Below are 19,761 nucleotides of genomic sequence, written 5' to 3'. Positions count from 1 at the left end.
CATGCGAAAAATTCTCGTGATCGGTTTGGGAAAGGTGGGTTCTCTCGTGGGAATACTGCTAAGCAAACGCTTCGACGTCACAGGGCTTGATAAATCCCAGCCTGCTGTTTTACTCCCATTTCCATTTGTGGCCGGGGATATCAGCGATCCTGTCTTTCTTGATCAGGTGCTTATCGGATATGATGCGGTCGTGTCTTGCATGCCCTATAATCTCAATTTGCCCATCGCCCGGAATGCCTGTAAAAAAGGTATTCATTATTTTGACCTTACCGAAGATGTAGCCACAACCTGTGCCATCATGGAAATGGCTGAGGAATGTTCCAGTGTTTTGGCGCCGCAGTGCGGTCTCGCCCCAGGCTTCATTGGTATTGTCGGCATGGATCTAGCCAAGAGGTTTACCAGGTTAAGGGATATTGAATTAAGGGTAGGGGCGCTTCCGCGTTATCCGAACGGACTTATGGGTTATTCATTCACATGGTCACCTGCTGGTGTTGTGAATGAATACATTAACGATGCCGAAGTGATCCATAACGGCGTGAGAAAAATGGTCCCGTCTTTAGAAGGGGTGGAGATGATCAATATAGAAGGACAGGAATTTGAGGCATTTATTACGTCTGGCGGTCTGGGCACCCTGTGTGAGACTTTAGAAGGAAAGCTTGATACGCTCAATTACAAAACAATCCGTTATCCTGGTCATTGCAGCCTGATGCGGTTTATGCTTTATGAGCTTTGTCTCAAAGACAAACGGGAACTCGTGGAACAAATTCTTACCGAGGCTAAGCCGCCTGTTCAGCAGGATGTTGTATACGTTTACGCAGTTGTGGAGGGGTGGAAAGATAACAGGCTCGAAAGAGAAGAGTTTTACAAGGCATACCATCCCATTGAAATTGACGGTCGGCATTGGCGGGCGATTTCCTGGACAACCGCAGCGTCCATTGCGTCTGTGGTCGAACTGGTAGCGGACGGTATCTTACCCGCAAAAGGCTTTATCAGGCAGGAAGACATTATGCTTGAACAATTCCTGAAAACGCAGAATGGGCAGTATTTCAATTAAAGTACTTTTCAAAAGTAATCCAAATGGATAGTATTAAGGATATTCTTATTGAATTGGGTCTCGGGGAGGAAAATAACGGCATTACTACGGGGCGGGCAAGCTGGGCAGGGAGCGGGGGAATCCTGGAATCGTTTTCACCCGTCGATGGAAAGAAAATAGCCCATGCACGGCGGGCAGGTAAGGAAGATTATGAACGGGTGATTGCCAAAGCGGTTGATGCTTCTAAGGTATGGAAACTTATTCCGGCCCCCAGGCGGGGCGAGATTGTCCGTCAGATGGGGGAGGAGCTTCGCCGATACAAAAGGCAATTGGGCACATTAGTTAGCTACGAAATGGGCAAGAGCTATCAGGAAGGGCTGGGAGAGGTACAGGAAATGATTGATATTTGTGATTTTGCAGTTGGAATTTCGAGGCAGCTGTACGGATTAACCATGCATAGCGAACGCCCCATGCACCGGATGTACGAACAATGGCACCCAATTGGTGTCGTAGGAATTATCTCGGCGTTCAACTTTCCGGTTGCAGTGTGGTCTTGGAATTCGATGCTGGCCTGGGTTTGCGGGAATGTGTGTGTGTGGAAGCCTTCCGAAAAAACACCTTTAACTGCGATCGCATGCCAGAATATGATCAGAACTGTATTAATCAAAAATGATGTTCCCGAAGGACTATCCAGCATTGTAACCGGCGGGAGCGAAGTAGGCTCCTGGCTCGCAAATGATTCGAGAATTGCGCTGGTTTCTGCAACCGGAAGCACTGCAATGGGCCGGTTGGTAGGTGAAGCAGTTGCCCGCAGGCTAGGTAAGAGCTTATTGGAACTAGGGGGCAATAACGCGATCATTGTAACACCGTCGGCAGATTTGAGCATTGCGGTACCAGGTGTGGTATTCGGTGCAGTGGGGACTGCCGGGCAAAGATGTACTTCCACGCGACGGGTTATTGTGCAAGAAAGCATTTACGGTGAATTCAAAAACCGCCTTGTTAAAGCCTATTCTCAATTAAAAATTGGGAATCCGTTGGAGATACAGAATCATATTGGCCCTTTGATCGATAAGCTGGCAGTGGAGCAATATGAGGCTACCGTTAAAAAAGTCAGGGATGCAGGTGGAAAATTTATCATAGAGCCAGGGGTACTTTCCGGGTTGGGTTATGAATCCGGCTGTTACGTATTGCCATGTGTTGCCGAAGTTGAAAGCAGCTATGCCATTGTACAGCATGAAACTTTTGCGCCAATCCTTTACCTAATCAAATACCGCGAGATAGAGCAAGCAATCGCAATTCAGAATGACGTGCCGCAGGGGTTATCTTCTGCTATTTTCACCCTTAATCTTCGGGAATCAGAGCAATTTTTATCTCATGCAGGTTCGGACTGCGGTATTGCCAATGTCAATATCGGAACTTCCGGAGCTGAGATAGGCGGCGCTTTTGGAGGAGAAAAAGAAACTGGCGGCGGCAGAGAATCCGGGTCGGATGCCTGGAAGGCTTACATGCGCAGGCAAACCAATACCATCAACTACGGAGCAACCCTGCCACTTGCGCAGGGAATAAAGTTTGAGATTGAGTAATTATAATTTTTAACTTTGTATAAGAAAGACACATTATATGCTCCTTTGAAAAGTTACCCTATGAAGTATCAGTTAACTTCCGATCAGATATCGTCAAAAGTTGCAGGCGAAACTGTCATTCTAAATTATCAAAAAGGCGCATATTACGGCCTGGACGAAGTAGGTGTCTTGATTTGGGACAGGCTAGAAACTGGACCGCAGACCATCGAATCTCTTTGCGAGGCTGTTAGAAATGAATATGATATTGACGCTGACACTTGCAAAACGGATATAGGCGGATTGCTTAGGGATCTGATTTCGGAGAAATTGGTAGAAATAATCAGATAAGTATTGGGAAGAATTGGAAAGTATATGGGCAGATGGAGGGATTTATCCCTTTCCGAAAAATTAACTTTTCTGAAAGCTGCCACATGCCTTTTAACTATTAAAGCCGGACTTGTACTATTACCGTTTCCAACATTTCGAAAAGTATTTCATTGGTTAACAACCTCTAAAGGTGAAAAGGAGCTTTCCCAAGCACAAGTTCAACAAATCGTTTGGGCTGTAGATACAGCAGCCAACCTGCTTCCATTCCAATTACTATGCCTGCCACGGGCATTGGCTGCTAAATATCTTTTAAGAAAAATGTCGTCGCTGACTCTGGAAATAGGGGTTGAAATTAATCCCGAAAAGAAGTTTGAAGCGCATGCCTGGGTTGAAAAAAACGGCAGTATTATCATCGGTGATTGGCCTAAGACCGTTTCATATCAGAGACTTTGGGTTTGGGAATGATTTAAATAAATGACACACATGTTTTCTTACAAGGCCTTTGGGCTGAATATCAGTTCTGACATTCCACTTCCTGAATTGAGCGACGGAAATACTGCAGGCCAAATTGATCTCTATATTAAGGAGGAAACATTCAGCTTACCTGATGTCAAAAAAACACATATTTTCAGGAGAGGTATCAGGGCTGATTTCGCAAAAGAAGGAGAGCATAACTTCTTTCTTCGCTGGCAGAATGTTGCATCATTTAAGGCAACGGGGGGACATACATTGCTGGTTTCTCCGGCTTGCACAGATCCGAGCTTGATAAGCTTGTTTACGGTAAGTGAAGCATTGGGATTAATATTGTTTCAAAAAGGATATTTCCTTTTGCATGCCAGTTCGGTATTGGTAGGGAATGAGGCATGGTGCTTCATCGGCGATCCCGGGGCCGGAAAATCAACCACCGCCGCAGCGTTCATAAAAGCGGGCTGTGGATTGCTGAGCGACGATCTCACCGCAATCGAGTTCGACCGGAACGAAATACCATATCTTTTACCTGCATATCCTCAATTAAAAATATGGGACAAAACGGTGAGCGGCCTGGGCTATGATAGAACTGGTCTTCAGCCGGTTAGCGAAGGAGTTAATAAATTTGCTTACCAGCCCAAATCCACGTTCCCGCAAGGAAAGGTGAAATTAGGCAAGGTATTTTTTCTTCATAAAGCTAGGAACAGGAAATCCCTGCGGATATTGAATGCGGTAGAAATTCCCACCCAAATACTTAAGCACTTTCCGCTACCGCTGGCCCTTTTAAATGCCAACGCATTAAAAAGACACTTTATGCAAAGTATTGGATGCGCAAAATCAGCGGAAATGTGGCTGAAAAGAAGACCAGAGGGTTTTGAGAACCTGGAACGATGGGTAGCTGAAAGTGTCTCGCATTTTGAAAAAACGGGCATTCATGAATAGACCTTCTCCTGAATTATCTCTACTGATTGCGGCATGTCTCGGCATCAAGGCGGAGTGCTCAGGGGACAATCTGAACCGGCAAAAACTGGACAGCCTGCTGAAATACCATAGGATACGGCCGCAATTGCTTTCTTTTCTCCACAATACTCGGCTGGATATCGGCATTCGAGAATCGTTGTCTGCGGAATGCCAAAAAATAAGCATTGTCAACCTGATGCTTGCCCGCGAGGTTCTGCGTATTTCTAATCATTTTAAAGAAAATGATATCCCTTGTTTTGCATATAAGGGGATTCTTTGGGCGCAATGGTTATATGAAAATGTGGGTCATAGAGAGGCAGGAGACATTGACTTGCTAGTTTCGCCTCACGATTTTCCCAAAGCATTGGAGTTGCTCAAAATTGAAGGAGGATATTTTCCCGACAAGTACAGGCAATTTTTACTCAGTGACCCTGCGATCAGGAATTCCTTTTTTAAGACGGATTACCATGTATTGCTGGATAGACAGCTGGATTCCATAGTCGTTGAACTTCATTGGCAAGTAGCATACCCACGCTTGGGATTCGACTTTCCGGATAGCGAGTGGGAACAATATGGTAAAACGTACTCTATTGCCAAAGGTGAACTGACCGGCTTTGAGGATGAATATCAGTTTTTGCTATTGCTTGTGCATCATGGAGGTAAAGAAAGATGGGCCAGCCTGAAATACATTGCTGATTTTGCTGCCTTTATGCAGAGATACGGCCATGTTGTCGATTGGAAAAAAGTGTCCCGTTTAACAAATGAAAAAGGTTTTTACAGGCTGTTAATCTGGAGTCTGGGCATACTCAAATCGTTGGGTATGCCGTGGAAACCCGAGTGGCCGAAGATATCGGAGGAGTTGGACATTTCTTCACTTGTAATGACCTGGGAAAACATGCCGGCGCAACCCTCGAACTCCACTTTGCCATATTTCAAGCAAAGCCTGGCCATGCACGATGGTTTGTCCGGAAAGGGCCGCGTGGTGGCAGATCATATGAAATATCTCAGTCACTGGAGGCTTATCCTCCACAAGGGACGTTGGTATCGTCAAAATCGCTAAGCTAGCGTTAATGTGATTTTCCCCTCAACGGTCTTTCCTGGTGCAAGAATGTTTAACCCCTCACCGGAATTGAAAGAATCTACATTAGCCGTCAATGGCTCAATCGCTACACAGTCCCTGGCAGGTGGCGTATATATGACCAGGTAGTTGAATTTCCCTTCGCCTGCCTCCTGATCAATCCGCAATGTCACATGCTGATTTTCTGAAATAAGCTCGGTTACTACGTGCGTATTGTCACCGTCAACAATGAAGCAATTGTCAAACGCCTTCCGATAAAGTAATGTAGGCTTTTCAAGAAAGAATGGCTCTTTTCCTATGGGAATTTGATTGGAATCAAACGATACAATTTGGCTTGAGGGGATACTTATTTTCCATGCATCAACCAATTCGTCACCGAGCCGGAAGTAAGGATGCCAACCGAACATGACAGGACAGGATGTTGTTCCATTGTTTTTTGCGGAATACTCGAGTACGAATCTGCCGTCCTCATGTAAAGAGTATTTCACTGTAAAATGGACGCTGAAAGGATATCCTTCCGGGTTGTCGATCGTATAAGAAAGCCTAATTGAAGCGTGGTCGGAATGGATCATTTGCTCCTCTAAATGGAACTTCTTTTTGCGAACCAGGCCATGAATTGCGTTCAAGTTGCCTGTTTCATTTTTAATGAGCTGGTACTCTTTCCCCAGAAATTGGTATCTGCCATCCGGAATACGGCTTGCGAAGGGGAAAAGCAGCTCTCCGGCACTCTGCGTGTCTTCGATAAGGGATTTGGGGGTAGACGGGCTTTTCAATACGGAAAATAGGGTCACATTTTTCCGAAGCGAGAGTTGACGGACGATTCCGCCTAACTCTGGTACAATTACACATCGGTTGCCACTTACGTTTTCTTGTATCACGTATTCTGTCAACTCGCCAAATTGTTGTTTAAATAGTTCAAAAGGCATGATTTAGGGAATTTGCATTTTAAATGTTTGGCAAAAATAATAGCCGGACAATCATTAATGCCCGGCTATCCGAAATTATTCCCATTTAGAGCGTTATTCGTTCGAGGCGTCTTTTTCTGCCTCGGCCATTTCTTCTTCTTTACGATCTTTTTCCAAAGTTTGCTTTACCACCTCTTCGTGGATGGCCGCCTCTTCGTTTGATCTACGATTGATATAAGCCTGATAACTGGTTTCTTTCTCATATGGACGCTTGCCTATCAGCTTTTCCAGATCACTTTGGAATAAAATTTCTTTCTCAAGCAGCTCTTTGGCTAACACCTCCAATGCGGCACGCTTTTCCATCAGCAGGTTCTTAACAAACTGATAAGCCTGATCCACAAGCTTGCGAACTTCTTCATCTATCGCCTGTGAAGTGGACTCTGAATACGGTTTTGTAAATGCGTAATCGCTTTGCTTTGAATCGTAGAAAGAAATATTGCCTATTCGGTCGTTCATACCATACATGGTAACCATGCTGTAAGCCACTTTTGTGACTCTTTCAAGATCACTTAAAGCTCCGGTAGAAATCTTTCCAAAAACAACATCTTCCGCTGCACGTCCACCGAGGGTCATGCACATTTCATCAAATAATTGTTCTGTCCGATACAAATACTGTTCTCTCGGCAGGTATTGGGCATAGCCCAACGCTGCAACACCACGAGGCACGATTGAAACTTTGACCAATGGATCAGCATGCTCAAGGAACCACCCTGCTACCGCGTGACCTGCTTCATGATAAGCCACAATTTGCTTCTCTTCGGGAGAGATCAATTTGTTTTTCTTCTCAAGTCCTCCAATTACTCGGTCCATTGCATCCTGAAAATCCTGCATGGTCACCTCGTCACGATTTCGACGTGCTGCAATTAGAGCAGCTTCATTACACACATTCGCGATTTCCGCACCAGCGAAACCTGGAGTTTGAGAAGACAGTTTTTGAATATTAACGTCAGTGGATAATTTCAACGGTTTTAAATGCACTTTGAAAATCGCTTCACGACCTATTACATCTGGTTTATCAACAGATATTTGTCTGTCGAAACGACCTGGACGAAGAAGAGCCGGATCCAGTACGTCGGGACGGTTCGTTGCAGCTACGATGATGATGCCGGAGTCGGTTGCGAAGCCATCCATTTCAACAAGTAGAGAGTTCAATGTGTTTTCGCGCTCGTCATTAGATCCTGGCATTGCACCCCTCCCTCTCGAACGTCCTACTGCGTCAATCTCATCAATGAATATAATGCACGGTGCTTTTTCCTTAGCTTGTTTGAACAAATCACGTACGCGCGCAGCTCCAACACCCACAAACATCTCAACAAAATCGGAGCCTGAAAGCGAGAAAAAAGGAACTCCGGCTTCTCCTGCAACTGCTTTAGCCAGCAGGGTTTTGCCAGTTCCCGGAGGGCCTACTAACAATGCACCCTTTGGAATTTTGGCTCCTAGCTTTTTAAATTTATCCGGACTCTGGAGATATTCTACAATTTCTTTGATTTCTTCTTTAGCTTCATCCAAGCCAGCCACATCATTGAAGGTGATTTTTACTTTGTTCTCTGCGTCAAACAATGTCGCCCTCGAACGGCCAATGTTGAAAATCTGACCACCTGGGCCTACACCCCCTGACATTCTACCAAGTATAAAGTACATCACGAGAATCATCACAATGAAAAATCCCCAGGTTCCAAGGAAACTGGTCCAATCGTTGCGGGTATCTACCACAAACGGGACTTTATCATCATCAGGAACCTTTTCCTGCATCCTGTCAAAGTCCTTTTTGAATGTTTCGGCAGATGTAACCTGGAATTGGTAATGCGACGCACTTTCTCCGCCGAAATAATTGTTCTCCTTCGCTACGACCTTGTATTTATCAAGTTTTAATGCCTCTGGTTTAAGAGTTACCTCTACTGACTTGTCATTGACAATGGTTACCCGCTCCACTTCTTTATCGGCCATCATTTTTTCGAAACGTTTCTGGGTGGTTTCGCGAATGGTTGATGTTCTGTTGAGGTAAGTTATCCCTAATATAGTGGCAATCAGAGCGGCTATTATCCAGCCCTGATATCCCTTTTGAGGACTTTTAGGACTGAGAGGCCCTCTTTTGTTATCGTTTTCGGACATTCTGTGTTTTTAATTAAGAGGAAATATATTAAACAACATTCCAGGCGTGGCCAATGTTCAACCACCCAGGCCTTTATACCATGGAATCTTCCAGGTATGTTACCTCTGCATCTCCCCAAAGTTCTTCCAGATCGTAATGCTTACGGCGTTCTTTATTGAAAATGTGCGCTACAACGTCTACATAATCAATTAAAATCCATTCTCCATTCGCCTTTCCTTCTTTTTGCCAGGGTTCTGTTTTGGAAATTTTATAAACTTCGTCTTCAACCGAACTGGCCAAAGCATCTATTTGTGTGTCGGAATTCCCCGAACAAATCACGAAAAAATCGGTTATTGAATTTTTTACTTTTCTGAGGTCGAGAATTGCAATGTCCAAGCCTTTCTTTTCTGTCATTCCTTTAGCAACTAGCTCGGAGAGATCTTTTGAGGATAGTTCTTTATTTTTGCGTTCTTTCATGCGTAGTTAATTCCTTTCTAAACCCTAAAGTAAAGCAAAAAAATTGTACAACTCTATACAGGATACCTTAATAATTGGTAAAAAAGTTGTCTATCTGCCATCTTGTCACTCTACAAACGACATTGCGGCTGAAATAGTGCATGCGGGTTTGTTCAGCGAAGGTACCATTGTCATAACAGACAATCAGCTCCAAGGAAGAGGTCAGCGAGGGACAACTTGGATTGCCAGTCCAGGGGAAAATCTGACATTTTCAGTGATACTTAAACCCGATTTTTTACCGGTTGCAGACCAGTTTTTAATCAGCCAGATAGTTGCGCTTGCCATCAGGGCATATGTCGCTGATTATTTACTGAACGTTTTGATAAAATGGCCAAACGATATTTTGGTCAACAAAAAGAAGATATGCGGTGTTTTGATTGAAAATTCTGTTCAGGGCACCAAGCTGGTTCATTCGATTGTAGGCATAGGGGTGAATATTAATCAATCAGATTTTGGAAACGCAAGAGCGACCTCGCTCGTCAAAGAAACCGGGAAATTGAACATCCTGACAGAGGAGTTTCAAAAGTTAGTCAGGATATTGGACGCGTTCTATGTCAGGCTAACGGGTATTTCAACAAGTCAATCGATCCGGAAAGAATATCTGAGCCACCTTTATGGATATGGCTTGCCTGTAATGTTCTCGGTTCACAATCAAAGGCATACAGGGGAGGTAGCAGATGTTACACCACAAGGACGATTGGTCCTCAGATTGACTGGCAGCGACCAAACTATCGAAGTTGGTTTAAAAGAGATAGAATGGTTGATAACCTAATTAACCCCATTTCCCAAGTATCGCCATTACAGTAGCACATATTCCTAAGCCAAGTGATTCTCTAGCCAGTTCGATGTTGAGGCTTCTCATTGCAGTTTCCCCAAAGAAAATCCCCTCAAATTCCGGCGGCCATTGTAGCACGGCTGCAATCAGATACCCGGCGGCCAGCGCATAAAAAACCCAGCTTGGCCATAGCTCCCGGATGCTCATAAAACATCCCAAAGCGGCAAAACTGTAAATCCCAATCCAGATACCGGCGTCTGGGTCATTGTATTGAAGGTAGGCAAATACAATGAATATGATTCCGAAAACAATTTTAAATAGCTTCATAGGGTAAGAGGTTTTGGGAAATTATAGGTTAATAAGTCCTGACCTGATTGAAATTTACTTTTAGCCAGATCAAAATTCTAGTATTATGGACAAGAGCTTGCCAATGCCGACACCGCATCCTGATATCCGAGATTAAGAGCCTGTTTCAGGCTTGTGCATCCAAGGTCCCTTTCGCCATCATTCCATTGAGCGAGGCCGAGGCCATAAAAGGCCTTGCCATTCTGGCCGTCCAATTTGATCGTTTGCCGAAACGCCAAGATCGACTTTTTATAATCCTTTATCCGGTAATAGGTATTCCCGAGGTTATACCAAGCGTGTTTGTTGTTTTCATCTAGTTTTGTCGCCTTTTCGAAATCAACAATTGCTTCCTGAGGCCTGTCCATCATCACCATGAGCTGCCCCCTGTTCAAGAAAATGTCCGCCGTGTCTGGCGCTAGTGCTGCGGATTTATTGTAATCGGAGAATGCGGAGTCTAAACGATTCTCGTCCTTGTAAAGCAACGCGCGGTTAAAATATGGGCGATAAGAGCCAGGTTCTAGTTTGATCGCCTGGGCAAAGTCAAGAAGTGCATTGGGGAATTCCTTTAATTCATAGTAGGCAACTCCACGAAGATTGAATGCATCGGCGTTAGCGGTATTTTTTTCAATAGCTTTATTAATAAATTCGATCGCTTCACGTGTTTTTCCCTCCCTCATTAATTGTTTGCCCTTTACCAAAAAAGCGTCAGAGGATTGGGAACAGGCAAGTGGGAGAAATAAAAAAAATAGGAAAAATAAACGGGGCATACTGGCTCATTTCTAGTTGATTCGCACAAAAGTAACCTGAAACGTTAAATGAATGTTTTCTTTTTGTGAATAAAATGTCTTTATCTTTGCACCGGCAAATCGGAACTACCAGCTCCTTCCGAATCCCCCAGGTCCTGACGGAAGCAAGGGTAGGTGGTCGATGCGGTGAGATTCTCGGTTTGCCTTTTTTTATTCCCTTCCCGTCGTATTCTACTCTTTCTTTTTGCTTTTGACCAGGGTTTTCTACTTTTGTGGAAATTCTAACCAATACATTTCCGATATGAAATTTTTTATTGATACAGCTAATCTGAATGATATTCAGGAAGCACAGGCACTGGGTGTTTTAGATGGTGTTACTACCAATCCATCGTTAATGGCTAAGGAAGGAATTACCGGTAAGGATAACATCATGCGTCATTATAAAGCGATATGTGATATTGTGGACGGTGACGTTAGTGCAGAGGTTATTTCAATTGACCTGGCAGGCATGATCCGCGAAGGAGAGGAACTTGTTGAGATTGATGATAAGATTGTTGTTAAAATCCCAATGATCAAAGAGGGCGTAAAAGCGCTGAAATATTTCTCAGGAAAGGGCATTCGTACCAACTGTACACTGATCTTTTCTCCGGGACAGGCCTTACTTGCAGCGAAAGCAGGAGCAACCTATGTCTCGCCCTTCATTGGACGCCTGGATGATATTTCTACTGACGGGATCGCGTTGATCGAGCAGATATTAACTATTTACAGAAATTATGGGTACGATACCCAGGTTCTCGCTGCCTCTGTTCGCCACCCGATGCATGTGATTCAGTGCGCTGAGGTTGGGGCTGATGTGATGACAGGACCTCTGAGTGTGATGGAAGCATTGTTGAAACATCCATTGACCGACCTTGGTCTTGAAAAATTTCTAGCTGATTACAAAAAAGGAAATTCATAATTTATTCTGAGCACCTCCTAAAATCTTATGACTGAGTCAGCGGAGCCAATAATCGTACTGGATAGGGTAGATATATATCAGGGAGAAAGGCCTGTTTTGAACGACGTGCATTTTGAGATCAGCAAAGGAGAGTTTGTTTATTTGATCGGTCGGACGGGTAGTGGAAAGAGTTCTCTTTTAAAAACACTTTACGCGGACTTATGGTTACATACAGGTTCTGCCAAAGTGGCTGGATATGAATTGCATAACATCAAGAGGGTGGATATTCCATTTCTGAGGCGGAGAATTGGCATTGTGTTTCAGGACTTTCAATTGCTTTCAGACCGCTCTGTGGAGGATAACCTGTCTTTTGTATTACGTGCAACTGGATGGGACCAGCAGGCCAAGATCTCTAAACGAATAGCGGAGGTTTTGATGCAGGTTGGATTGGGCACCGCTCAGAAGCGGATGCCACATCAGCTTTCAGGAGGTGAGCAGCAGAGGGTAGTTATAGCCCGCGCTATGTTGAACGAACCGGCTATACTAATCGCAGATGAACCTACGGGTAATCTTGATCCCGAGGTTGGGGACCAGATCATGCAGGTTTTCAGGACAATCAATAACGCCGGTACAGCCATTTTGATGGCTACCCACAACCACGATTTTTTGAAACGTTTTCCAGCGCGTGTTTTAAAATGTGAAAACGGAAGCGTCACAATTAGTTAAGCAAATCGTTTATAAGCAAAAAGAGCGAGGCGAAAGCTTCGCTCTTTTTGCTTATAAACGATTTGCTTACTTCGCTTTCATGTCGATAATGGGGATGATCATCTCTTCCAAAGACACCCCGCCGTGCTGGAATGTATCCCTGTAAAGGTTTACATATTGGTTATAATTGTTAGGATATGCAAAGAAGTAGTCCTCCTTGGTGAATACATAGGAAGTCGAAACATGAGGCTTTGGCAGGAAAATACGTTCAGGTTTTCTGCACACCATTAAATGGTTATCATCAAAACCAAGGTTTTTGCCATGCTTGTAACGGAGATTGGTGTTTGTTTCCCGGTATCCGATGATTTTGACTGGTTTTTGGACCCGGATCATTCCATGATCGGTTGTCAGGATGAGGCGGCATTTCTTTTCTGCTATTTTCTTAATAAAATCCAGCAAGGGCGAATGCTGAAACCAGGATTTCGTGATAGACCGGTAAGCAGCCTCGTCCGGTGCCAATTCCTTGATCATCTGAACGTCGGTCCGTGCATGGGAAAGCATGTCCACAAAGTTGTAGACAATCACATTTAGCTGGTTGTTCAGCATGTTATTAAAATTGTCAATCAGCGCCTTTCCTTGGTTCGTGTTAAGAATTTTGTGATAAGAAGACTTGATATTGAAATGGTTCATTTCAAGTTGCTTCTGAAGAAAATCATGTTCGTGATTGTTGAGGCCCTCTTCACCGTCAGGTGTATTTTCGTCACTAACCCACCATTGCGGATGCTTGCGCTCCATCTCACTGGGCATCAGACCGGAAAATATCGCGTTTCTCGCATATCCAGTAGTTGTTGGGAGAATTGAGTAGTAAGATGACTCTTCTTCAATGTTAAAATATTCTTGTAAAATAGGCTGGATCATTTTCCACTGGTCGTAGCGGAAATTGTCTATCAATAAAAAGAAAACCGGTTCGGTGGAACCTTTAAGATGCGGGAAAACCTTTTGCTTCATCAATTGATGTGAAAGAATAGGTTTGTCGGATCGGGGATCATTTAACCAGTCTTCATACTGGTCTTCAATGAACTTACAGAAGTTGGCGTTGGCTTCACTCTTTTGCATACTGAAAACTTCCGCCATACCCTGATCTTCCGAGCTTTCCAGCTCCAGTTCCCAGTAGATCAGTTTTTTATAAATATCAGCCCATTCTTCATGTCCGATGCGATCCTGATATTGCATCGCCAGGTTTCGAAACTCCTGTTGATAGCTCAGTGTGGTTTTCTCTGTTACTAACCTCTTGTTATCCAGGATTTTCTTAACGGAAAGGAGTATCTGGTTGGGGTTCAGTGGTTTGATCAGGTAGTCGTCGATTTTCGAGCCTATCGCATCCTCCATGATATGTTCTTCTTCACTCTTGGTAATCATCACTACGGGAAGATTGGGCTGCTGCTGTTTGATCTGCGCAAGCGTTTCAAGCCCTGTCATACCAGGCATCATTTCATCCAGAAAAACGATATCAAATCTGTCATTTTCAATCCGGTCCAAAGCGTCTGCCCCGCTGTTTACCGGGGTCACACTGTAACCTTTATTGGTCAGAAACATGATATGTGGTTTGAGAAGATCTATTTCATCATCGGCCCAAAGGATGTTGTATTGCATAAGGCTGTTTTTTCAAAATGTTAATTAGTAAATAGATGCAAGGGTAACGCCCCAATCGAAAGAGGAGGTATAAAAATAACCCTTTTAACGTTTTTTAAGAAATACACGACGAACTCATATACGTTGTCACGCTGCTAAAAAATGCATACCATTCAGGGCTTTTAAAGCAGAAATTTTTTGGTTACCCTGTCGAGATCGGCGGGCGTGTCCACACCGTGAGAATCGTCGGAAGTGATGACTGCCTTGATAGCGTACCCATTTTCCAGCCAGCGAAGTTGTTCCAGCGATTCCGCTTTTTCCAGCGAGGAAACGGATAGTTTGGTGATCTCGGCAAGTACGTCCACACGGTAGGCATAAATTCCGATATGCTTGTAAAATACGTGCGAATGAAGCCAGTTTTGCTCCTCTGCATTCCTCAAATAAGGGATTGTTTGTCGGCTGAAATACATGACTTCGCTTCTTTTGTTCAAAACAGCCTTAGGTACATTGGGGTTAAACAGAATTTCATCTTGATCAATTACTTTAACCAGTGTTGCAAGCTCTGTTTCGCCATCAAGTACTCCCGCCAGTTGTTCTATTGGTTCGGGGCTAATGAACGGCTCGTCGCCCTGTATATTAATTACATAATCAAATTGACCTTCTGTTTTACTGAAGGCTTCAAAGCATCTGTCGGTGCCACTATGATGGTCTAAGGAGGTCATTACCGCATTTCCCCCGAAATCCAGCACGTGGTCAAGGATTCTTTTGTCGTCCGTCGCAACAATTAAGTGATCCAGATGGTTAGCTTTTAAAGATTGTTCATACACCCTGCGGATCATACTTTTGCCGCCGATATCTACTAAGGCTTTGGCGGGGAAACGGGTAGAAGCATATCGGGCAGGGATAATTCCTAATATTCGCACGAGGTTGTTGTTTGTCTGATCAATGTAATTTTGTTTCAAAATAAAGCTAAAAAATTGCAAAAACTCATTTCACACAGGTTTTCACAAAATATCTGGCGGATACTTCCTGACACGGACCCTGAGAGTGATCTGTGGGCCATAGAGTTACGCGATGGGTTGAAAAAGACCGTTTCGTTCGCGATCTTAAGTACTGAAACCTGCACCGTCCGATGGCAGGTACAGCCACCAGAGGCAAATTGGTGGACTTCGCTGACGGCCTTTTCACATGGGCGCATGTATTTGCATCATTATCGCTTTCCTGAGATTCCCGAACCAACAGATCTTTTGATTCTTTCAGGTGAGAGCGGTCAATGTGAAGACATCATACCTAATCACATTTTAATTAAATCACTAAGTCGGGACACACTTGACTTAGCGACTAAAACGGGTGACAAGCTGCAGCAAAAGCAATATGACATTGTTTCAAAGAAGTTTACCCCCACTTCGGACATATCGGCTCCCGAAAACCGGATAATTTTAAAAGAACCGGTTCGTTACATGGAAGGCAATGCCCATTTTGAAAAGCTGCGGTCATTTATTGAAAATAAAGCCGGAGGACATGTTGCAAAAGGCATCGATTATCTGGAGTTACGGCCCTATATGATCTTTTCTTACTATATTTACGATCAAGATAAAACAGTGCAATACCTCCTCATCGTAACGGATCAGATGGAAACGGTTCTACACGAGAAGCTGTCAGAAGAGCGTGAAGGAATGGGCCGTGCAACAATGATTCTGAAAGCGTCGACGCTGGTATATCTTAAAAATAATAATGAGTTTTCGAGTTTAACGCTTTCATAATAAATGAGATATATTTTTTGCCTGGCCCTTATGGCAGGATTGTTGTCAGGAATAGCGCGGGCCCGGGGCGGGGAGTTAAATGTTGTAGATTCTGTCGGAGTCGAAAAGGTAGGAGGGAAGATTTTCATCCTGCATAAAGTGAACCAGGGACAAACCATGTTTGCTGTAGTCAGGCAATATGGGACGACCATTCAGGCCCTTCGGGAAGCGAACCCTGGAATGAGCGATCAGATTCAGTTTGGACAGACAATCAGGGTACCATATATAGCCAAATCTTCTAAAAAGGATACAAAGGAACCCAAAAAGGAAGAGAAGAAAGAACTCCAGAAGGCAGAGATCAAAGATTTAAAGCCCGTGTCAGATACTCCGGCTGTTGCTTCCTCTGCACCTATCACATCTGCTCCTACCGCAGGAGCAACTGTCGCAGCACCGGCAAATGGAATTCATAAAGTTGAGCCTGGACAGACACTTTACAGGGTTGCAGTCAAATACGGTGTTTTAATGGCAGACCTGCGAAAATGGAATAACCTCACGGATGATAATCTCAAAGATGGTCAGGAATTGATCGTAAGTGAAAAGGGGCTTGAAAAGCCGGCTGCAGTCGTGGTGCCGCCAGCTCCCAAAGTGGCATCTACGGTTGTCAAAGACTCAGTTAAAGCAAAAGCGGTCGTTCCTGATAAAGTATTGAAGCCTGTGGAGGAAGTAGCGCCTCCGAAGGTAGTCAGGGGAAAGAGAAAGTCGGAGTCAGGGCTGGCAGAAGTGATTGAATCAGACGAAAGTACTAGCAAATTTTTAGGACTTCACAGGACAGCGCCAATAGGCGCTTTGGTGGAAGTGCTTAACGAGTATAATCAGGAGAAAATCATTGTAAGGATAATAGGCCGGATACCGGATACCAGTATTAATGACGACATTGTTATTAAATTATCTTCCAGAGCATTTGAGAAAGTATCTCCAAATAGTAAAAGGTTCAGAGCGGTAGTGAGTTATCTTGAATAAATGAATGAACAAAATAATATGAAACACGCACCGGAATTCCGTTCAAAAAGAGAAGAGGAGAGGGCAGAGCTCAAAAATACAACTGGCTATAAATTGTGGAGTGTAATGTTTACAATCTTGTATCCGTTCATTGCCATTTTTACATTCCTGTTTTCAGGTATCGTTATGTTTTTTTCGGGTATTTCAAGAATATTGGCCTACCTGTTCGGAGGTAGCCATGCCAAGCATTGACGGCGAGGCCGCAAATATTTCCCCTTATATCGTAGATCTTCTGGAGAAAAAGGCCGAACAATATAACAAGCCCGATTTTATTCCATTTGATCCCGTCAGCATTCCCCACCGTTTTTCTGTAAAGCAGGACATAGAAATCATGGGTTTCTTTGCAGCTATTTTAGCATGGGGCCAGCGAAAAACCATTATCAGTAAATGCCTGGAACTGTCCGAGTTGATGGACAATGCACCTTATGATTTCATCTTAAATTACCAGGAAGGCGATTTGAAGGCTTTTCTGAATTTCAAGCATCGGACGTTTAACGCTACGGACACGCTTTATTTCCTTCATTTTTTTCAGCAGTATTACCGGAAGCAAGAGTCTCTGGAATTTGCGTTTTGCACCCATGTTAATGTTTTTGATGAAACCATTGAGAATGGGTTGATCGGCTTTCACGACATGTTCAGCAATTCGGAAAACTTTCCAGCCAGAACCCGCAAGCACATTGCAACACCATTGAGGAAGTCGTCCTGTAAGCGTCTGAATATGTTTCTACGATGGATGGTGCGCAAAGACGATAGAGGAGTGGATTTCGGCATCTGGAACAACATTAGACCTTCACAGCTGGTTTGTCCCTGCGACGTGCATGTCGACCGTGTCGCCAGGCTTCTGGGATTGATTACCAGGCCTGTTACCGATTGGCGAACCGCAAAAGAACTCACTGCTTCGCTTAGACTTCTTGATCCAGCCGACCCTGTCAAATATGATTTCGCACTATTTGGATTGGGAATTGAGGGCTTTGCGAAGTAATGCTATTTTCTTCATTTAGAAGTATTTGTGATTTGTAAAAAGGGCTTTCCGATTGTTCATTTCTGCTGACCATTCATTCATTGTTGCGGCTTTTTGAAGTTGCGAAGTTTCATCTTTGATGCATTACTAACGAGGCGTTTTGCCTCATTAATCATAGATCAATATGAAACAATGGTACAAAACAGTTGGGGTGCTCATGATGTTGGCTTGTTCACTCCGGCAGGTGAATGCTCAAACGCAATACGGGGCCAACGCTGGTACAAGCGGGCAAGATCGTGTTTTTATTGGGGCTTTGGCAGGAAACATGAATATTGGATCTTTCAATACTTTCGTTGGCAAGAGCGCAGGACAAACCAGCGTATCAGGAAATTATAATACGTTCTTGGGGTATTACAGTGGCTACGCTAATGACGGAAATTCGCACAATGTTTATGTAGGGACTCATTCGGGAAAAACAAAAGGCGGCAACGGGAATGTTTTCATTGGGGCGTATAGTGGTCAGGAGTATAAAGGTAATTACAATGTTCTGATAGGGGATGAAGTTGCCGGGAAGGGCTCCGGGCATTCAAATGTCATGTTGGGAAGATTTGTCGGAACCTTGGCAAATGGAGATGGTAATGTATTTATTGGTGAAGGATCAGCGGGAGCGTTCAATAATAAATCAACCCATAATGTCTTCACGGGCATGGGTGCCGGAACTTATAACAAGGATAGCAAAGAAAATTCTTTTTTTGGATTTCACTCTGGATATTATGGTGAAACCGGCAGTTATAATTCTTTCTATGGCTCTCAATCAGGCGTTAATAACAAAACAGGTGAGTACAATACGTTTCTGGGATATTTATCAGGGTCTAGCAATACAAGCGGCAGCTACAATACGTTCTTGGGCACACTAACGGACGGAGGCGTTAATGTAAGCTATTCAACGGCAATAGGATATGGCGTTACGGTGGACCAATCCAATAGTATTGTAATAGGAAGGCCTGTGGACAGGGTCGGTGTTGGGGTTTCTATGCCAAATTATCAGTTGCATTTAAGCACGGAGTCGGCTGCCAAGCCTGGTAATTCTACTTGGACGGTGTCTTCCGACAGACGATTAAAAAAGGATATCTCAGATTATAATGACGGATTGTCTCTTTTGAAGCAAATCCGGCCGGTATGGTTTTCCTATAACGGAGAGGCGGGCATAAAAACAACAAAGAAGTTTGTCGGTATCATTGCACAGGATATGCAGAAAATAGCGCCTTATACGATTGGTACCTTCGTTTATAAGGATTCAACTGGTAAACAGACAGAATATTTGGATTACGATGCAAATGCTGTTACGTACATGTTGATCAATTCCGTGAAAGAACAGCAAGAAATCATCGAGCAAAAAGAGCAAAAAATCCAGGAGCTAGCCACGGAAATGGCAGATTTGATTAAACGGCTAACTCAACTGGAACGAATCGTTGCGACTGGATCCCCTAAATCTTTAACAGGGAATCCTGCCGCGCGTCAAACCGGCGAGCCTAATGAGAATGGGGTTATTCTCGAACAAAATGCCCCTAACGGCTTTTCCGAGCAAACTTCCATCAAGTATTTCATTCCCCAGACGGTTAAAGAGGCAGTTCTGAATGTCTATTCCGTTGATGGCGTGAAGGTTAATTCTTATCCTGTTAGCGAACGGGGAGAAGGTGCATTGAACATTTCGGCCAGTGAATTTCAAAGCGGCGTTTTTGTATATGACCTGGTTACAGACGGCAAAAGCAATGGTGCTAAGAAAATGGTGATTAAGTAACTAACGTCAGGATCAGGTGATAAAGCAAAAAAGGAGGCTCTTACCGAGACCTCCTTT

General features: G+C 44.0%; 21 protein-coding genes. 14 read left to right on the top strand and 7 right to left on the bottom strand.

The window, feature by feature from the left end; translation table 11 throughout:
- Position 1: 1 nt before the first annotated feature.
- The 6 genes from AC1XUF_RS22360 to AC1XUF_RS22335 are packed head-to-tail and all read left to right on the top strand — an operon-like array spanning position 2 to position 5,410.
- On the top strand, positions 2-1,054 hold the full coding sequence (locus AC1XUF_RS22360) for a saccharopine dehydrogenase family protein (protein WP_483344068.1): 1,053 nt from the start codon (positions 2-4) through the stop codon (positions 1,052-1,054).
- 23 nt (positions 1,055-1,077) lie between these two features.
- The gene (amaB, locus tag AC1XUF_RS22355; RefSeq protein WP_483344067.1) at positions 1,078-2,616 is read left to right on the top strand and encodes an L-piperidine-6-carboxylate dehydrogenase; all 1,539 of its coding nucleotides are present in this window, start codon (positions 1,078-1,080) and stop codon (positions 2,614-2,616) included.
- A gap of 60 nt (positions 2,617-2,676) precedes the next feature.
- Positions 2,677-2,943, top strand: a complete 267-nt coding sequence (locus tag AC1XUF_RS22350; protein ID WP_483344066.1) for a PqqD family protein — start codon at positions 2,677-2,679, stop codon at positions 2,941-2,943.
- Between the two features lie 3 nt (positions 2,944-2,946).
- A complete protein-coding gene (locus tag AC1XUF_RS22345) occupies positions 2,947-3,387 on the top strand; it encodes a lasso peptide biosynthesis B2 protein (protein WP_483344065.1) in 441 nt (146 codons plus the stop codon).
- An 18-nt stretch (positions 3,388-3,405) separates the two neighbouring features.
- Positions 3,406-4,332, top strand: coding sequence for a serine kinase (locus AC1XUF_RS22340; RefSeq protein ID WP_483344064.1), 927 nt, complete (start codon positions 3,406-3,408; stop codon positions 4,330-4,332).
- Positions 4,325-5,410 (top strand): nucleotidyltransferase domain-containing protein, encoded by a 1,086-nt coding sequence (locus AC1XUF_RS22335; RefSeq protein ID WP_483344063.1) that lies wholly within the window; start codon positions 4,325-4,327, stop codon positions 5,408-5,410. Before AC1XUF_RS22340 ends, AC1XUF_RS22335 begins: the two co-directional genes overlap by 8 nt.
- Here AC1XUF_RS22335 and AC1XUF_RS22330 read toward each other — a convergent pair.
- The 3 genes from AC1XUF_RS22330 to rsfS all read right to left on the bottom strand — a co-directional run bounded on the left by AC1XUF_RS22330 (position 5,407) and on the right by rsfS (position 8,962).
- Complete coding sequence (locus AC1XUF_RS22330) at positions 5,407-6,354, bottom strand: aldose epimerase family protein (RefSeq protein WP_483344062.1); 948 nt, start codon at positions 6,352-6,354, stop codon at positions 5,407-5,409. The genes AC1XUF_RS22335 and AC1XUF_RS22330 overlap by 4 nt on opposite strands.
- A 93-nt stretch (positions 6,355-6,447) precedes the next feature.
- A complete protein-coding gene (gene ftsH, locus AC1XUF_RS22325) occupies positions 6,448-8,505 on the bottom strand; it encodes an ATP-dependent zinc metalloprotease FtsH (protein WP_483344061.1) in 2,058 nt (685 codons plus the stop codon).
- A 73-nt stretch (positions 8,506-8,578) separates the two neighbouring features.
- Complete coding sequence (gene rsfS / locus AC1XUF_RS22320; RefSeq protein WP_483344060.1) at positions 8,579-8,962, bottom strand: ribosome silencing factor; 384 nt, start codon at positions 8,960-8,962, stop codon at positions 8,579-8,581.
- A gap of 43 nt (positions 8,963-9,005) precedes the next feature.
- Between rsfS and AC1XUF_RS22315 the strand changes: the two genes are divergently transcribed.
- The gene (locus tag AC1XUF_RS22315) at positions 9,006-9,773 is read left to right on the top strand and encodes a biotin--[acetyl-CoA-carboxylase] ligase (protein WP_483344059.1); all 768 of its coding nucleotides are present in this window, start codon (positions 9,006-9,008) and stop codon (positions 9,771-9,773) included.
- Here AC1XUF_RS22315 and AC1XUF_RS22310 read toward each other — a convergent pair whose 3' ends face one another.
- Positions 9,774-10,103 (bottom strand): transmembrane 220 family protein, encoded by a 330-nt coding sequence (locus AC1XUF_RS22310; RefSeq protein ID WP_483344058.1) that lies wholly within the window; start codon positions 10,101-10,103, stop codon positions 9,774-9,776. It abuts the gene before it with no gap.
- A gap of 83 nt (positions 10,104-10,186) precedes the next feature.
- Positions 10,187-10,888, bottom strand: coding sequence for a tetratricopeptide repeat protein (locus AC1XUF_RS22305; RefSeq protein ID WP_483344057.1), 702 nt, complete (start codon positions 10,886-10,888; stop codon positions 10,187-10,189).
- A 280-nt stretch (positions 10,889-11,168) separates the two neighbouring features.
- Here AC1XUF_RS22305 and fsa point away from each other — a divergent pair, with 280 nt between their 5' ends.
- Entirely contained in the window at positions 11,169-11,825 is a 657-nt protein-coding gene (gene fsa, locus AC1XUF_RS22300) for a fructose-6-phosphate aldolase (RefSeq protein WP_483344056.1), read from the top strand.
- A gap of 27 nt (positions 11,826-11,852) precedes the next feature.
- Positions 11,853-12,530, top strand: a complete 678-nt coding sequence (locus AC1XUF_RS22295) for a cell division ATP-binding protein FtsE (protein WP_483344055.1) — start codon at positions 11,853-11,855, stop codon at positions 12,528-12,530.
- Between the two features lie 66 nt (positions 12,531-12,596).
- Here the strand turns inward: AC1XUF_RS22295 and porX are convergent, their stop codons facing one another.
- Both porX and kdsB read right to left on the bottom strand, forming a co-directional pair.
- A complete protein-coding gene (gene porX / locus AC1XUF_RS22290) occupies positions 12,597-14,162 on the bottom strand; it encodes a T9SS response regulator signal transducer PorX (protein ID WP_483344054.1) in 1,566 nt (521 codons plus the stop codon).
- Positions 14,163-14,323: 161 nt separating this feature from the next.
- Complete coding sequence (gene kdsB / locus AC1XUF_RS22285; RefSeq protein ID WP_483344053.1) at positions 14,324-15,064, bottom strand: 3-deoxy-manno-octulosonate cytidylyltransferase; 741 nt, start codon at positions 15,062-15,064, stop codon at positions 14,324-14,326.
- Between the two features lie 54 nt (positions 15,065-15,118).
- Here kdsB and AC1XUF_RS22280 point away from each other — a divergent pair, with 54 nt between their 5' ends.
- From AC1XUF_RS22280 to AC1XUF_RS22260, 5 genes are all read left to right on the top strand, one after another.
- Positions 15,119-15,904, top strand: coding sequence for a DUF4905 domain-containing protein (locus AC1XUF_RS22280; RefSeq protein ID WP_483344052.1), 786 nt, complete (start codon positions 15,119-15,121; stop codon positions 15,902-15,904).
- Between the two features lie 3 nt (positions 15,905-15,907).
- The gene (locus AC1XUF_RS22275) at positions 15,908-16,903 is read left to right on the top strand and encodes a LysM peptidoglycan-binding domain-containing protein (RefSeq protein WP_483344051.1); all 996 of its coding nucleotides are present in this window, start codon (positions 15,908-15,910) and stop codon (positions 16,901-16,903) included.
- A gap of 18 nt (positions 16,904-16,921) precedes the next feature.
- A complete protein-coding gene (locus AC1XUF_RS22270) occupies positions 16,922-17,134 on the top strand; it encodes a hypothetical protein (protein WP_483344050.1) in 213 nt (70 codons plus the stop codon).
- Complete coding sequence (locus tag AC1XUF_RS22265; protein WP_483344049.1) at positions 17,121-17,924, top strand: TIGR02757 family protein; 804 nt, start codon at positions 17,121-17,123, stop codon at positions 17,922-17,924. The genes AC1XUF_RS22270 and AC1XUF_RS22265 overlap by 14 nt, the downstream gene beginning before the upstream one ends.
- A gap of 163 nt (positions 17,925-18,087) precedes the next feature.
- The gene (locus AC1XUF_RS22260; protein ID WP_483344048.1) at positions 18,088-19,704 is read left to right on the top strand and encodes a tail fiber domain-containing protein; all 1,617 of its coding nucleotides are present in this window, start codon (positions 18,088-18,090) and stop codon (positions 19,702-19,704) included.
- Positions 19,705-19,761: the final 57 nt, after the last annotated feature.

This window comes from Dyadobacter sp. HNCC25DJ185 (assembly GCF_056895195.1).
This window is presented reverse-complemented; position numbering and strand designations above follow the sequence as displayed.